Origin of the sequence: Filimonas zeae (genome assembly GCF_014641615.1) — a bacterium.
In the GTDB taxonomy this organism is placed as follows: Bacteria; Bacteroidota; Bacteroidia; order Chitinophagales; family Chitinophagaceae; genus Filimonas; species Filimonas zeae.
In genome coordinates, this window is record NZ_BMIB01000003.1 from 410,285 (window position 1) to 423,536 (window position 13,252).

Consider the following 13,252-nt stretch of genomic DNA (forward strand, 5'->3'; position numbering starts at 1 on the left):
TTAATAAAGCCTGATTGTAACCAGGCTTTCCGTTTTATGGGTTTTATTGCAAGGGTGTGCCGGGCAGTATTTACTGTCTGGCATTTTATTTTGTACGCTTGTTCATTTTATTCAGTGTGTATTTAAATGAGTTCTGCATTACTTTAGCGTTATAGCATGCTGGCATATATCTATCTGTTGGCTGCTGAAATTAGCTAAGGCCCAGGGTGAACGGGCTTTGTTGCTAGTGTTACTGATATATGTATAGAGTGTCGGGCGGTGTTTACTTTCTGGCAGTTTATATGTTAGCAGTGCCTTATAGCTATTGCAATTTAATTCGGATATCACGTCCATATATTTATACAGCACATTTTCAAATCTTGCCTCTGTGTGCGTTTCTGCAATAAAAGCTACCTTCATTATTTAAGCATTGCTACCATATTGAAAATGCCGTCCCTAAACTGAGACGGCATTTTCAAATCAATAAAGAAAAATAAAGGTCAGATATATTCGCTCAGAAAAGCTTCCATATCCCTTTCAAATGCGGCAACATCGAAGTTCTTATACTTTCGCTTTTCCAGGAAAGGAATAATCTGGCGAAATCCTGTGAAAAAGTCTGCTTCCCGCCCAACAGTATCTGCAGACACCCAATACTCGAAATTGTACATAATGTCACAATAGAAGATTTTATTCTTGTGATCCATTCTTACGCGTTGTTTCAATTGCAGGTAACTGGGGCGGCATACAGGGCAAAGACATATCTTGGGAATACCTTCACCGTAATTTTTGTCTGAAAAGTATTCCGACATAACGTCCATATATCTGTATAATACTGTCTCAAACCTTGCTTCTGCGTCCAGTTCTGCAATAAATACTACTTTCATACTTAAAGATAATCTGCAATAGTAAAAAATGCCGTCGCAGTAAAGAGCCCACAGTTTGAAGTCATTAAAGAAAAATTGATCGTCAGATATATTCACTAAGGAAAGCTTCAAGGTCAGCTTTGAAGGCCTCAACATTGAAATCCTTGATCTTTCTCTTTTCCAGAAAGGGGATTATCTGCCTGAATCCGGTGAAAAAATCTATTTCCTGACTAACAACATCTGCTTTAAGCCAATAGTTGTAATTATACATTATATCACAATCGAAAACCTTCTCCTTATGATCCATTCTTACACGTTGTTTCAATTGCACTGGACGACATACAGGACAAAAGGAGATCCAAATAATTCCTTCACCGTAATTCCTTGATGCAAAATACTCTTTGATAGCATCGTCATATCGAAGAAGAACTGATTTAAATCCGGTATCGGTACTGTATTCGCCCGTAATACTGATCTTCATTATTATGGAATTTTATCATATCGGTATCCATGCATGCTTTAATTGCAATTAACTAGATATATTCGCTCAGAAAAGCTTCCATATCCATTTTAAACGCTGCAACGTCAAAGTCCTTGTACTTCCGCTTTTCCAGGAAAGGAATAATCTGCCGAAATCCTGTGAAAAAATCTGCTTCACGTCCGACAGTATCGGCGGATACCCAATACTCAAAATTGTACATAATGTCACAATAGAAAATTTTGTCCTTGTGATCCATTCTTACGCGCTGTTTCAATTGTAGGTAACTGGGTCGGCATACCGGGCATAGGCACATCTTGGGTATTCCTTCCCCGTAATATTTGTCGGAAAAGAAATCGGAAATTACGACCGTATACCTGTCAAAGACAGTATCAAATCTTGCTTCTGAGTCCAACTCTGCGATAAAAACAACTTTCATTGACTTAACATTTCGCAATAGCAATTAGTAATGCCATCTCACCGTTTGAGATGGCATTACTAAAATACTTTGGTACATAAAAATCAGATATATTCAGCCAGAAGACTTTCGAGATCTTTTTTGAAAGCCGGGACATCAAACCCATTGTATTTACGCTTTTCCAGAAATGGAATAATTTGTCGGAAACCGGTAAAGAAATCCGCTTCACGGCCTACGGTATCAGCAGAAACCCAGTAATCGTAATCATACACAATATCACAGTAGAAAGTTTTTTCCTTGTGATCCATTCTGACACGTTGTTTAAGTTCCAGCTCTTTGGGTCTGCATACAGAACAAAGGCAAAATTGAATGATCCCTTCGCCATAGCCCCGATCAGCAAAATAATCTATAAAAACGTCCCTGTACCTGTGTGCTACTGTATCCAGGCGGGTTTCTGAGTTGTATTCCCCAATAAAGACTATTTTCATTAACGTACCATTTTATTTCCGGGAGGGAGTGTACCGTATGTAAGTACATAACTAATAATCTTCATTTTCTCTATTAGTAATACGGCGTCTGAACCACCTCTGAATTCTACATCGTAATCAAGGCCAGCAACAATACCTGCCAATTCTTTTTGTGAATAACGTGTTTGCCTGATCTTTTTTACTGTTGTACCATACTTCCACACATCTCCCTTATGCAATATAATCGTATTTACTGCTTTTTTATGGCCCCATTGGTAAACAGGGTATGACCCGGTTACTGCTGCTCTTAGTGCATATTGCTCATGGGGCCCTGGGGGTTTGAAGCGCCAGTGGCCCTAAAATGAAAAGATTGCCTTGCTGGAAAGAGTGCTGGCTGAAAAGTCAAAGTAATATCTCAAAGTAAAGAAGTACAATACAGGCCACCCACCGGGTGGCTTTTTTGCTTATACATAATACTCCCACAGGTATTTGAACAGAGATGGGGGGCGCTTCCTGAAGGTGCAAAATCTTCTGATAGCCTGTTGGGAAGGTTAGTAAAAGAATTTCTGTAAGCAGGTAGCGAGTAGTGTTGCCAAATCCTTTATGCATATTGGTTTAACAGCGTAATTATCAGCGTCTGATTTAAAAGCTGCTGAAATGTCTTCTTCCCGGTGTCCGGTAGAAAGTATTACTATTGGCATATTGTCGTATTTCCTGTCTGACCTGATATCTTTCAAACAGCTTAGGCCGTCCATTTGAGGCATATTCAAATCAAGAAAAAGAATTGTTGGAATTGGCATGCCGGACAACTTTGTTAAAACTTCGATGCCATTTTTGGCAAATTCAACCTGGTAGTTACCAGCGGGTATGGCCATTTGAATGGCTTCACTAAATAATACTTGATCGTCTGCGTCGTCATCGGCGCAAAGAATTAGGTGATGTTTTAACATGTGCTGCTTTTTTAGCGTTGCCCAATAATGTAGTATACAATAGGATGAAACAACAACTATTTGCAGCTTTCACTGTTTTTACAAATGGAAATTGAATCAGAGGAACAAAACATTCCTGTTGTGGAACAAAGTAGTTCTAATATTATAATGCTGCTTCTATTGCTATTCAGGTTGATTTAATGAATAAAAAAGCAAAAATGGATTGATAGGGCAATTATCAGAATCAGCAGGACTGCTGATGCCCGTCAGCAAACACCCGGCTTATTCATTCTAACATTGTTGCCGGATAGAAATCACTTTTTGTATGGACGCGAATCAACTTACAGAACTGGCATTCACCTTCGATGCTTTACTTACGGTTGTAAACACCGAAATTCAGTTTACCGGCAGTAGCCGTGGCATTGAATATCTGGCTTTTTTGTACACAATGGATGAAAATGAAATACCCCGGGTATATGTACCGGTTGCCTTTGACAAGGAAAAGGTATCGCAGACCGTGCGGAAACTACGCAACCTGTTTCTGCTGTATAAATACTGGTATCTGGATGGAAAACTGGTAAAGGCAGAAGCCTGGAAATTGCTGTATAATGTAAAAGCGATGGAGTGGGGTACAGCACAGGCCAATTAGCTTAGTAACCGGCAATACAAACAAAAAAGGGCGCCTTATAAATAAATAAGGTGCCCTTTTTACTCAGGAATTATGGTTGTGCCGTTGTTTATTCTGTAATAGAAATGCTGGGTTTTAAAGTAGCAAAACTGTTGTCTGTGCTTACTATTATCACCTGCTGCAGAGCGCCTGCCGGAAAATCTGCGGGAATAACAAAGCTGACTTCATTGTTGGTTTGCGTACTTACATTAATACTGATATTAGTGCCATTTGCCGCCCGGAAAATGGCGTAGGCAAATTTGCCGGAGTAATATTTTTCAGAGCTTCCTGCTACCTGCAAGGTAAACACGTTGCCTTTTTTAACAGTACTACCATTTTGCGGAAAAGTAAAGTCTGTTACTATTAGTGATGGGGGTAGCAACCGGAACGGACCTGCTATGCCGGTGCGGTTGTTATTAATAAGTTTTAACTGGTAGGTGCCGGTATCTATTGTGTTAGATACGGGTATGTTAACATACACCAGTGCTGTATTTATTTTTGTTATCTGCGAAACGGGAAGGGGTATTTCCCTATTATCCTTGTTAATAAGGTATAGTCTGGTAACGGATGTGTCTGGTACTATAAATTCTCCAAACAGGCCCACAATGGTGTTAATGCGGTACGAACTGCCAGCCATACGAAGATTGGTAAGGGGTGGCTGATTAATGGCTGGTTTAAGGCGGAATGTTTGTGTGCTGCCATCCTCTGCCTTTACGGTATATAGGGTACCTGGGTTAAATGGCACTTTTGTGCCCGATGCAGGGGTTATGGAAGCACGTTCTGAAACTACAATAACAGGAGTTACAGAATCGGGAGTGGACTGAAAGGGAGGCCAGTAAACAATAATTTCGTTGTTAATAATGCTGGCTTTAAGCGCATTGCCGGCACTGTCTTCCACAACAAAGCGTTCTATCTGCACATAAGGAAACGCGGTATATTCTTTTTTACAGGATGCGGATGCAAGCATAAATATGCCTGTTGCCAGTAAAGTAGTGAAACGTAACATGCTTTTAAATTCTAACGGATTTTACAGATATGAAAAGAAAGAAGAGGCCGGAACAACACCGGCCCTTCCTTTTCAGAAGCTATTTAAATAAAGAAACGATTATGGGTTTAAAACTCCTTTGGTAATGATATATTTTCCTCTGTTGGGAGAACCTGTTCCATCACCACCTGCATAACGGAAATAAAATGCGTAGTTAGTGCCACCTAAAGGTGAGGTATTAACTGCAGCAATGTAAAAGTTGCTAACCAGCAAAGGGTTTCCCGGGCTGGATGGGTTATAGTTGTACCAGCCGTTTGGTGTGGTGCCACCGGTGTTTAAGCCAATGCTGCCGGAGGGAGCACCGGGAGGATTAACAAAATCGCTGGTAGAAAGTGCAGAGAATGCAATGGTGGTTGTACGCAGGTAATACAACTGGTAGCTGCCTGAAGCCTGTACAAAGGAATTGTTGAAGCTGGTAAGTGCAATAGAGTCTGTACCACCCAGCTGCACTTTAATGGTGCCGTAGGTGGAAGGAGTGGCAGGATAACCCCAGTTGCCATAGATTGTATCTGTGGTAACAATGCCGCTTACAGCCGCAACCTGGTTAGGCAGTTGCAGGGAAGACGCCGGTGTTTCTGAATTTTTCTGGCAGGATACTGCTACCATTGCGGTTGCAGTAAGTGCCATTGCGGATTGGAGAATGCGTGTTAGTTTCATTTGAATAGATTTTAATTGGTTAACTTTTACATGTGTTTCCTGTTGCTACCCTGTTGTTGAAAACACATAACAATAACAGGGGTAATGGGTGTTAGCTTCTGATGTTTTTGCGGTATATATAATCACTATTTAGGATTCACAATTAAGGGAACGGAGCGGGAAATGTTTGCCCAGTCAGCAAACTCCAATATAAGTCTGGGCCTGGTAGATCCGCTGTAGTCTCCCGCCGGAAAGCTGTCAGGAATGCGCAGTGTTACCTGTGTTAATGTAGCTTTTTCTATGGGAAGGTTGTAAGTAACTCCGTTTAGTGTGGCACTGGCCTTTGTAAGGCCCAATAAAATACTCTCAAAGGCATCGTAGCTGATAGTACCACCCTGCGTAACTGTTTTGGTGGTAACAGAAATAACAGGTTGCTTATGAATTACATGAATATTTCTGTTTACAGTGGCCTGGTTGCCTAAAAAGCGAACGGTTACTGTATAAAAGCCGGTGTCTATATCAGCTGGTAAAATAAGGCCGTCTAAAAGATAATCTTCCTCGCCGTTATACATAATAACCGATGCGGATTCGGTTGGTACATTTACGCTTTTGCCGGTGGAAGCTGCGGTGAGTGTAATGGTTGCTGTACTAAGATCGCGGCTGTTAAAATTGCCCGCTATCAACGGCATTGCAGTGTTAGGGTAGCCTATAGGTTCTTCTTCTACAGAGGCAGGCCAATAGGTTGTAAGTGAAGCAGGGTTTTGCTGTATAATGCGTAGTTTGTATATTCTGCTGCTGCCATCTGCCCCCTGTACCTGGTAGGTGGTGGTAGTATCTGTAATACTTACCGGTAAGGTTTCTGTACTAAGTTTAGCACCGGCAGATAGTTTTACTTCCGGCTCAATTACTGAAAGACTAAAATAATAAGGTACATATACCGTAATGCTGTTATCAATATTATCTATAGAACCGTAAATAACCGTATCCGGTAAATTGGTAACCTTATATTCCAGTATCCGGTTTTGCGGAAGTGGCGTAAGGGCTTCCGTTTTGGTACAGGAAGTTATGGTTCCCAGCGTAAGCAGGGAAATCAGCATCAGCGAAAATATTTTCATTGTTATAAAGTGGTAAAGAATGAACTATTTAATGTCAAAAGTTTTGCTTCCGGCTTTGGCCAGTACGTATTGGAAGCTGAAGTAGGGGTGCGGTGCATCGCGCTTCCAGTCTTTCGGGTTCAGTGCATCTTTATAAATGCTCAGCATCTTAATTTTAGCATAGTTGCCTCTGGCGGTTCTTACTACTACGGTACGTCCGCTCTGTATTACCCAGGCTATGTGCTGGCTGTTGTAACTGCCATCTCCCTTAATGGTACCATCAAAATCGTACAGATAGTAGCCCAGTCCCTGCCCGAATGCGCCGGAATCGTCTGTGCCTATCAGGCCGCTGCCGGTTCTGAAATCTGCATCAGCGGTAATAGTGGTTACCTCTTCAAAATTTTTAGCCAGAATAAGAATGCCGCCTTTGCCGGGGCCGCCTGCACCCAGATTACCTGTAATGCTGTTGTTGCCGCCCATAAAGCTGCGGTAGGTGCCATTAAAGCTTATATCCCAGCGGTTGGTTTGTTTATAGGTGGCGGGTGCAGGCTGGTTTTGTTCCAGGCTGTAATAAATGGGCAATTGAGGGTCCAGCGGCTGCGACCCTTCTGCCAGGGCTTCCCCAAAATTCAGAACGGTAATCAGCCGGTTAAACATAGTGTCAGCAACGGGTGGCTCAGGTTCAGGTACATCTTCAGTGCTGTTTTTAGAACAGGCTGTTAAGAGTGCCAGCGATATAAAGAGGTAGAATGTTTGTATGCTTAATTTCTTCATGGTAAATGCAGGCCGTTAATGTGTTGTTAATCTGTAGCAAATCTCGTGGTAGCGCTTCATCATAATTGGAGAAATAGCTACCATAAAAGGAATAAAATAAAAATATGTATGAATGTTTATTGCGTACGCAGGCTTCTGCTGCCATCTGCCTGTATAAAATAGCGGAAGTTGAGGTAGGGAGAAGGCCAGTACAAATCTGTTACCACAGGCGGGTTGCCTTTGTATACATTCAGTAATTCCAGTTTGGCGTACTTGCCGGTGGCTGTGCGTATTACAAACGTTCTGTTTTTAATGGGAACCGCAATATGGTTATCCATAGAGTAAAAGAACCATCCGCCGTTGCTGCCCGATTCCCAGCCTATTTTAGTAAGCGTGGTTTTGCTGAAGTCTGCATCGGAAGGCGCCGTAGTTACTTCCTGGTAAGGCTTTTCTATCTGAAGCACTGCCCCCTTTCCGGGGCCTCCGTAACCGGGGTTGTATTGGTAGCCACCGTAGTTTACATATACTTCTGAATTATAAGGGCCGGTAAAAGCAAGGTCCCATTTAGTGGTGGCTTTATCTGCATCGGTAATGGTTACGGCTTTGCCGGAATCCAGATTAAAATACACGGTTTTGAAAGACATGCTTCCGCCGGTGCCCATACGGGCAGCGGTATCGCCGGGCAGGTCTTTTATTACCACACTCACCACATCCGGCGCATCCGTTGCGTTGTTGTTTTTAGTACAGGAGCAGCACAGGCCCAGCAATACGGCCACAGTAAGTATTCTCATTATTCTTGCGTTTTATCTTTTTTAAAGCACCAGCAAACACCGGCCAGTAACATGCGCCCCGGCTGGGCAGGCATCAGGTAATCGGTATAGTTGGTAATATTATCCAGCGTCAGTTGCAGCGTAAGCCTGTTTTGTAACAGCTTTTTCTGCAGCGAGGCGTTTACAAGGGTATAGCCCTTTACAAATACATCGTAGGGATCAATAAAACCATTGTTGTCTGTATCCAGAAAGCCGTATTTACCGCGCCAGGTAGCACGGGCAGAAAGGTAAAGGCCCCAGGGTTTCAGCTGATAAAACACCTGCACGTTGGCCATGTGCCGGCTGCGGTTTGGCAAACCAAAGTAATCTTTTACGGCAGAGGCCCGTGGTAAGGGAAAGCTGCGCACACTATCGTACCGGGGCGAACGTTGCTGTATAGAATCTTTTACCGCAAGGTCGCCGGTGTACAGCAGCTGGTAACCAGCCGCTATTGTAAAGCCACCACCAGGCCTGGTTTCTATACCGGCCTCCAGGCCTTTGGTATAGGCACGCGCTACATTTATATAAGAATACAGCTGCGAACCATTGGTTTTAATGCCCACCTGCTGCGTGTTAATAAGGTTGCGTATATGGTTATAAAACAGGTTAACGCTTACTTGGGTGCGGGGCAGCGGGCGTACGCTGAAGCCGGCATTGACAGAGGTGGAGGTTTCTGCCCGCAGGTTTTGTATGTCTGCTGCAACCGGCCATACCTGCTGTACCAGCCCCGATGCTTTCAGCTGTTGAATGCTTTGGGCAAACACATTGGCACCCACTACGGTATACCCCTGCATCATATTGGTAAATACCTGATACAGCTGGCGGTAACCCGGAGGCCGGTAGCCGGAACCCGCAGAAGAACGGAGGGTAAGCCATGTAACAGGTGTATACCGTACGCCCAGGCTGGGGTTTACCCTGCCACCGTACAGGTTGTTGCCATCGTACCTGGCACCGGCAATAATGCCCAGCTGGGGTAGGGGGGTATAGTTGGCCTGTGCGTAGGCAAAATAGTTATACATATTACCGCTGCTGCCTTGCACGGTAGAATGCACATGCTGGTATTCGCCACCTGTGCCGCCAATGAACGAAAGCTGGTTGCTGATGGCCTGGTGGGATACCTGCCACTCTGCCCGGTGAATGTTTTCGTTAAAGCGATCCTGCTGTACAGTATGGTTACCGTTAATCTGCGCTATCAGCTGATTGGAATGGTAGCGGGTAAGGTAATAACGGGCAATCATGCGTGTACGGCCTGTAAGGCGGCTTTCCAGCGCGGCCATCACGTTCAGGTCATTTTCATTTAACCGGTCGCTGCCAGGCGTTACCCCGTAGTCACGCGTCATGGTGGAGCGCCTGTTTGCATAACGGGCGCTTATGTGCAGTGTACCTGAGGGCCAGAGCTGATAACGCCCGCGGGCCATTAACGACAGGCTATGATAGGGGGGAGCAGTTTGGCTGCCTTTTTCCAGATAAGGGTTTACATTAAAGCCACCGGTGGTATAATAACTACCCGATGCAAACAATACCCCCTTGTTGCGTGCAAAGCTGGTTTCTGTTTCTGCAGAAATATCCGCGGTTTTATTGGTACCTGCCGTAAGGCTTACCGTGGCCTGCGGCTGTGTTACATGCTGCCGGGTAATAATATTAATAACGCCGCCCATGGCCTCGCTGCCATACAGGCTGGAGGAAGCGCCTTTAATAATTTCAATGCGTTCAATATGGGTAATGCTTATGCGCGACAGATCCAGGTTGCCGCTGTTGCGGCCGGCCATAGGCTGGCCATCTATTAATATAGTAACATATTCAGAACTAAAGCCCTGCATCTGTACACCCACAGAGCGGTTGCCTGCCCCCAGGTTGCTTACAATAGCTACGCCTGTTTGCTCCCGCATCACTTCATCCAGCCGGCGGCTGCCCATGAGCGAAATGGTTTTGCGGTCAATAACAGCGGAAGGCATAGCTACCTGGCTTAGCGTAATTACATTATCCGCTTTGTGCTGTGTGGTGGCGGCAGTTTGCACCTGCACTGCCTGTAGCGTTTTTACAGTGTCAGGCGTGGTTTGCCGGCGCTGCTGTGTTTGCGCAAACAGTGCGGCAGGCAACAGACAGGCTATAAAAACACCGTACCTATAGCAGAACTGGCAGAGGTAGCTCATGGTAAGTGACACTGATTTTCTGGCTGCAAAGTTCCTCCGCTGTTCCTACCATAGCGGGAAAAATACCTACCCGGCAGGAAATACTTATCGTCTTAAACAGGGGCGTTGCCCGGGTATTTCCTCATTTCGACAATGAATTTCTTCATTGGATGGTGGGTACCACGCACTATAGAGGTAATATTGTTTTACATTTTTATGACAAATGAACCGCCGAACCAATGATAATCACGCGATGTATTGTGCCTTTGATATAGATAAGGGAGACACCGGCTTTGCTGAAAAGAAGAGAGAGGTAAATAAAGAGCTGCATCAGGGCATTGTGCATGAACTGGTAAGTCCGGGCATTAGTCTGGGGTATTATCATATACAATCGAAAGAGCAGGGACAGGTAGTTATTCAGAATCAGAAACCCTTTATTCAATGCAGCTATACCATCAGCGGCATTAAAAGTTATACTGTTAACAACGGAAAGCAGCAACTGGCTTCTTTTGGGGGGCAGGAATATAATTATTTGTTCCTGAACAACCAGGAAGTACACCTGAACTGGTGGCCCGAAGAAAAGCTGGAGATTTATGAGTTGGGCCTGAGCCCGGAGCTTTTTATGCAGTACCTGCCGGAGGCACATCCATTTTACCAGGTGGTGCAGAACGCCATGGTAAAAAATGCTCCTGTATCTATGAGCCATGTAAACCTGCCTTTATCGCGTAATTTCTGCGATATATTAAAGCAGATGTTACACTGCCCGCTGGAGGGCCGGTATAAGGAACTGTTTGTAAAAAGCAAAACGCTGGAGCTGATGGCTTACCAGCTGGAGCATTACGAGCAGGTAACCGGTGGGGCTACCCGCTCTGCCGCCACCAAAGGCAAACAACTGAAGAAGGAAGAAGTGGAGCGCATGTACCAGGCACAGCATATTATACTCACCAACCTGGATAGTCCCTGTTCGCTGATAGATCTGGCGCATCAGGTAGGTACCAATGAAGCGTATCTGAAAAAACACTTTAAAGAGGTGTTTGGCAACACGGTGTTTGGTTACCTGCAAAATATTAAGATGAACAAGGCCCGTGAAATGCTGGCCGATGGCAGATCGGTGGCAGAAGTGGCGGATTACATGGGGTATAAATACTCCGTACATTTTACCCGCGCCTTTAAAAAGTTTTTTGGTTATCCGCCCAAAGAAGATAAACAGTAGGTTGGGCTATTTTCCATATCAGGTAGTTTTTATTCCGTAAAGGATGTGTGGGCTGTTGCACCTTTATGGCTGTTGTTGCAAAATGAAAACTACCGGTATGTGCAGTTACAGATATTTATGTTTAAAAGAAAATACAGGCTATATAAGCCTTTGCCACGCATGCGATAACCTGCATATTGCTTACGGCAATTTTTTGCTTACACTGCCGCAGCATGTACTGCCCGACTTTCAGCGTGTGCTGGAAGCCTACGCGCATAACTACCGGCATACAGAAGTGCCGCATATACGGGAAATTTATATTCCGATGCCTTATATGAGTCTGGCCCTGTATATGAGCCTGGATGAAGTGCATGAACTATGCACTATGATTGACGCGGCAGATTCTGAACTACAGGCATTGCAGTTAATGCGGTTGTTAACCAGTAATGGCCCCCGGCACTAAGTTGTTTAGCATTGTTTCCCTTCCTTTACAGAAGTACAAATGGTATTATGCAGGCTTGCCGGTGTTAGTTACCTTTGCAGGATGAAGTTTGAGCAGTATAATATTTCCGAAGCCATTAAGGCACGTTTGGCTGAGCTGGAGTTTAAGCGACCTACCGATATTCAATTCAAAGCCATTCCGCCGATATTAAAGGGAGATGATGTACTGGCCATTGCCCAAACGGGTACCGGTAAAACAGCTGCTTTTGCTATTCCGCTGTTACACCTGCTGGATGATGACCGGTTGAACCGGGTGTATAAGTACCAGGTAAAATGCCTGGTAATGGTACCCACGCGCGAACTGGCCGTGCAGATTGCAGGCGCTTTCCGTGAAATAGGCAAACACCTGCGCTTAAATATTATAGGCATTTTTGGTGGGGTAGAACAGGAAGCGCAGATTAAGCAACTGGAAAAGGGGGCAGACGTGGTTATTGCCACGCCAGGCCGTATGTTTGATCTGATACACCAGGAAAAAATGGACCTGAGCCAGCTGCGTACCCTGGTACTGGACGAAGCAGACCATATGCTGGACCTGGGTTTTATTAAAGATATCCGCGATGTACTGCGTCATATACGCCATCCACACCAGACGTTGTTTTTTTCTGCCACCATTAATACAGAAATTAAAGAGATTGCTTACTCGCTGGTACGTAATCCTATCCGCATACAGATATCGCCACAAGACCCGGTTTCTAAAAATGTGAGTCATGCTGTGGCGTATATTGAAATGGACGACAAGCGCTTTTTTCTGGAACGCATAGCCAAAGAGTTTCCGGATAGTAAAATGCTGGTATTTGTGCGTACCAAAGTGCGTGCAGAGCGTGTAGCTGCTGCTATGGAAAGAGTAGGCATAGCCACCCTTACCATGCACGGTGGAAAGGAACAGCGCGACCGTTTGCAGGTAATGAATGAGTTTAAAAACGGCGATGTAAAAATACTGATTACCACAGATGTAAACGCCCGCGGTATTGATATTCCCAATGTAGACTACGTGGTTAACTACGACCTGCCGGACGAGCCGGAAAACTATGTACACCGTGTAGGCCGTACCGGCCGTGGCGTACAGAAAGGTCAGGCAGTTTCTTTCTGTAGCACAGAGGAAAAGCCGGTACTGGCTGCCATTCAGAAGTATTTGGGCAAACCTATTGAAGAAATGCAGATCGAAAAATCGGATTACAAACAAACCATCCGTTTTTCAGAAGAGGTACCCAACGATAACTGGAAGCTGCTGCTGGAAGAAGATGCCAAAGCCGCCGAAAAAGCCCGCAAAAAAAAGAAGAAATAATACA

15 protein-coding genes are annotated in these 13,252 nt (G+C 44.6%); 4 read left to right on the forward strand and 11 right to left on the reverse strand.

Annotation, left to right across the window (positions count from 1 at the left end; all coding sequences use genetic code 11):
• Positions 1-479: 479 nt before the first annotated feature.
• From IEY13_RS14770 to IEY13_RS14790, 5 genes are all read right to left on the reverse strand, one after another.
• Positions 480-863, reverse strand: a complete 384-nt coding sequence (locus tag IEY13_RS14770; RefSeq protein WP_188953416.1) for an Imm44 family immunity protein — start codon at positions 861-863, stop codon at positions 480-482.
• An 82-nt stretch (positions 864-945) separates the two neighbouring features.
• Positions 946-1,323, reverse strand: coding sequence for an Imm44 family immunity protein (locus IEY13_RS14775; protein ID WP_188953418.1), 378 nt, complete (start codon positions 1,321-1,323; stop codon positions 946-948).
• A 52-nt stretch (positions 1,324-1,375) separates the two neighbouring features.
• Positions 1,376-1,759 carry an Imm44 family immunity protein gene (locus IEY13_RS30505; RefSeq protein WP_505661240.1) on the reverse strand — a complete coding sequence of 128 codons (384 nt, stop codon included), beginning with the start codon at positions 1,757-1,759 and terminating at the stop codon, positions 1,376-1,378.
• A gap of 83 nt (positions 1,760-1,842) precedes the next feature.
• Positions 1,843-2,226, reverse strand: a complete 384-nt coding sequence (locus tag IEY13_RS14785) for an Imm44 family immunity protein (protein WP_188953422.1) — start codon at positions 2,224-2,226, stop codon at positions 1,843-1,845.
• Positions 2,227-2,756: 530 nt separating this feature from the next.
• Positions 2,757-3,155: a response regulator gene (locus IEY13_RS14790; protein ID WP_188953424.1), complete on the reverse strand. Its 399-nt coding sequence runs from the start codon at positions 3,153-3,155 to the stop codon at positions 2,757-2,759.
• A gap of 304 nt (positions 3,156-3,459) precedes the next feature.
• Here IEY13_RS14790 and IEY13_RS14795 point away from each other — a divergent pair, with 304 nt between their 5' ends.
• Positions 3,460-3,783, forward strand: a complete 324-nt coding sequence (locus IEY13_RS14795; RefSeq protein WP_188953426.1) for a hypothetical protein — start codon at positions 3,460-3,462, stop codon at positions 3,781-3,783.
• An 88-nt stretch (positions 3,784-3,871) separates the two neighbouring features.
• Here the strand turns inward: IEY13_RS14795 and IEY13_RS14800 are convergent, their stop codons facing one another.
• The 6 genes from IEY13_RS14800 to IEY13_RS14825 all read right to left on the reverse strand — a co-directional run bounded on the left by IEY13_RS14800 (position 3,872) and on the right by IEY13_RS14825 (position 10,291).
• A complete protein-coding gene (locus IEY13_RS14800) occupies positions 3,872-4,807 on the reverse strand; it encodes an SGBP N-terminal domain-containing protein (RefSeq protein WP_188953428.1) in 936 nt (311 codons plus the stop codon).
• A 99-nt stretch (positions 4,808-4,906) separates the two neighbouring features.
• Positions 4,907-5,503 carry a hypothetical protein gene (locus tag IEY13_RS14805; RefSeq protein ID WP_188953430.1) on the reverse strand — a complete coding sequence of 199 codons (597 nt, stop codon included), beginning with the start codon at positions 5,501-5,503 and terminating at the stop codon, positions 4,907-4,909.
• Between the two features lie 125 nt (positions 5,504-5,628).
• Positions 5,629-6,597, reverse strand: a complete 969-nt coding sequence (locus IEY13_RS14810) for a hypothetical protein (RefSeq protein WP_188953432.1) — start codon at positions 6,595-6,597, stop codon at positions 5,629-5,631.
• A 24-nt stretch (positions 6,598-6,621) separates the two neighbouring features.
• A complete protein-coding gene (locus IEY13_RS14815) occupies positions 6,622-7,350 on the reverse strand; it encodes an HmuY family protein (protein ID WP_188953435.1) in 729 nt (242 codons plus the stop codon).
• A gap of 116 nt (positions 7,351-7,466) precedes the next feature.
• On the reverse strand, positions 7,467-8,120 hold the full coding sequence (locus IEY13_RS14820) for an HmuY family protein (RefSeq protein ID WP_188953437.1): 654 nt from the start codon (positions 8,118-8,120) through the stop codon (positions 7,467-7,469).
• Positions 8,120-10,291 (reverse strand): TonB-dependent receptor plug domain-containing protein, encoded by a 2,172-nt coding sequence (locus IEY13_RS14825; protein ID WP_188953439.1) that lies wholly within the window; start codon positions 10,289-10,291, stop codon positions 8,120-8,122. Before IEY13_RS14825 ends, IEY13_RS14820 begins: the two co-directional genes overlap by 1 nt.
• 202 nt (positions 10,292-10,493) lie before the next feature.
• On the opposite strand from IEY13_RS14825, the gene IEY13_RS14830 reads away from it, so the two are divergent.
• The 3 genes from IEY13_RS14830 to IEY13_RS14840 all read left to right on the forward strand — a co-directional run bounded on the left by IEY13_RS14830 (position 10,494) and on the right by IEY13_RS14840 (position 13,248).
• Entirely contained in the window at positions 10,494-11,483 is a 990-nt protein-coding gene (locus IEY13_RS14830; RefSeq protein ID WP_188953441.1) for a helix-turn-helix domain-containing protein, read from the forward strand.
• Positions 11,484-11,580: 97 nt separating this feature from the next.
• Complete coding sequence (locus IEY13_RS14835) at positions 11,581-11,925, forward strand: DUF6686 family protein (protein ID WP_188953443.1); 345 nt, start codon at positions 11,581-11,583, stop codon at positions 11,923-11,925.
• An 81-nt stretch (positions 11,926-12,006) separates the two neighbouring features.
• Positions 12,007-13,248, forward strand: coding sequence for a DEAD/DEAH box helicase (locus IEY13_RS14840; RefSeq protein ID WP_188953445.1), 1,242 nt, complete (start codon positions 12,007-12,009; stop codon positions 13,246-13,248).
• The last annotated feature ends 4 nt before the right edge of the window (positions 13,249-13,252 follow it).

Excerpts from the sequence above, each read along its gene's own strand:
- IEY13_RS14785 (WP_188953422.1), bottom strand. The coding sequence starts at position 2,226 with ATGAAAATAGTCTTTATTGGGGAATACAACTCAGAAACCCGCCTGGAT.
- IEY13_RS14790 (WP_188953424.1), bottom strand. The coding sequence starts at position 3,155 with ATGTTAAAACATCACCTAATTCTTTGCGCCGATGACGACGCAGACGAT.
- IEY13_RS14805 (WP_188953430.1), bottom strand. The coding sequence starts at position 5,503 with ATGAAACTAACACGCATTCTCCAATCCGCAATGGCACTTACTGCAACC.
- IEY13_RS14815 (WP_188953435.1), bottom strand. The coding sequence starts at position 7,350 with ATGAAGAAATTAAGCATACAAACATTCTACCTCTTTATATCGCTGGCA.
- IEY13_RS14810 (WP_188953432.1), bottom strand. The coding sequence starts at position 6,597 with ATGAAAATATTTTCGCTGATGCTGATTTCCCTGCTTACGCTGGGAACC.
- IEY13_RS30505 (WP_505661240.1), bottom strand. The coding sequence starts at position 1,759 with ATGAAAGTTGTTTTTATCGCAGAGTTGGACTCAGAAGCAAGATTTGAT.
- IEY13_RS14840 (WP_188953445.1), top strand. The coding sequence starts at position 12,007 with ATGAAGTTTGAGCAGTATAATATTTCCGAAGCCATTAAGGCACGTTTG.
- IEY13_RS14800 (WP_188953428.1), bottom strand. The coding sequence starts at position 4,807 with ATGTTACGTTTCACTACTTTACTGGCAACAGGCATATTTATGCTTGCA.
- IEY13_RS14795 (WP_188953426.1), top strand. The coding sequence starts at position 3,460 with ATGGACGCGAATCAACTTACAGAACTGGCATTCACCTTCGATGCTTTA.
- IEY13_RS14830 (WP_188953441.1), top strand. The coding sequence starts at position 10,494 with ATGAACCGCCGAACCAATGATAATCACGCGATGTATTGTGCCTTTGAT.
- IEY13_RS14825 (WP_188953439.1), bottom strand. The coding sequence starts at position 10,291 with ATGAGCTACCTCTGCCAGTTCTGCTATAGGTACGGTGTTTTTATAGCC.
- IEY13_RS14770 (WP_188953416.1), bottom strand. The coding sequence starts at position 863 with ATGAAAGTAGTATTTATTGCAGAACTGGACGCAGAAGCAAGGTTTGAG.
- IEY13_RS14820 (WP_188953437.1), bottom strand. The coding sequence starts at position 8,120 with ATGAGAATACTTACTGTGGCCGTATTGCTGGGCCTGTGCTGCTCCTGT.
- IEY13_RS14775 (WP_188953418.1), bottom strand. The coding sequence starts at position 1,323 with ATGAAGATCAGTATTACGGGCGAATACAGTACCGATACCGGATTTAAA.
- IEY13_RS14835 (WP_188953443.1), top strand. The coding sequence starts at position 11,581 with ATGTGCAGTTACAGATATTTATGTTTAAAAGAAAATACAGGCTATATA.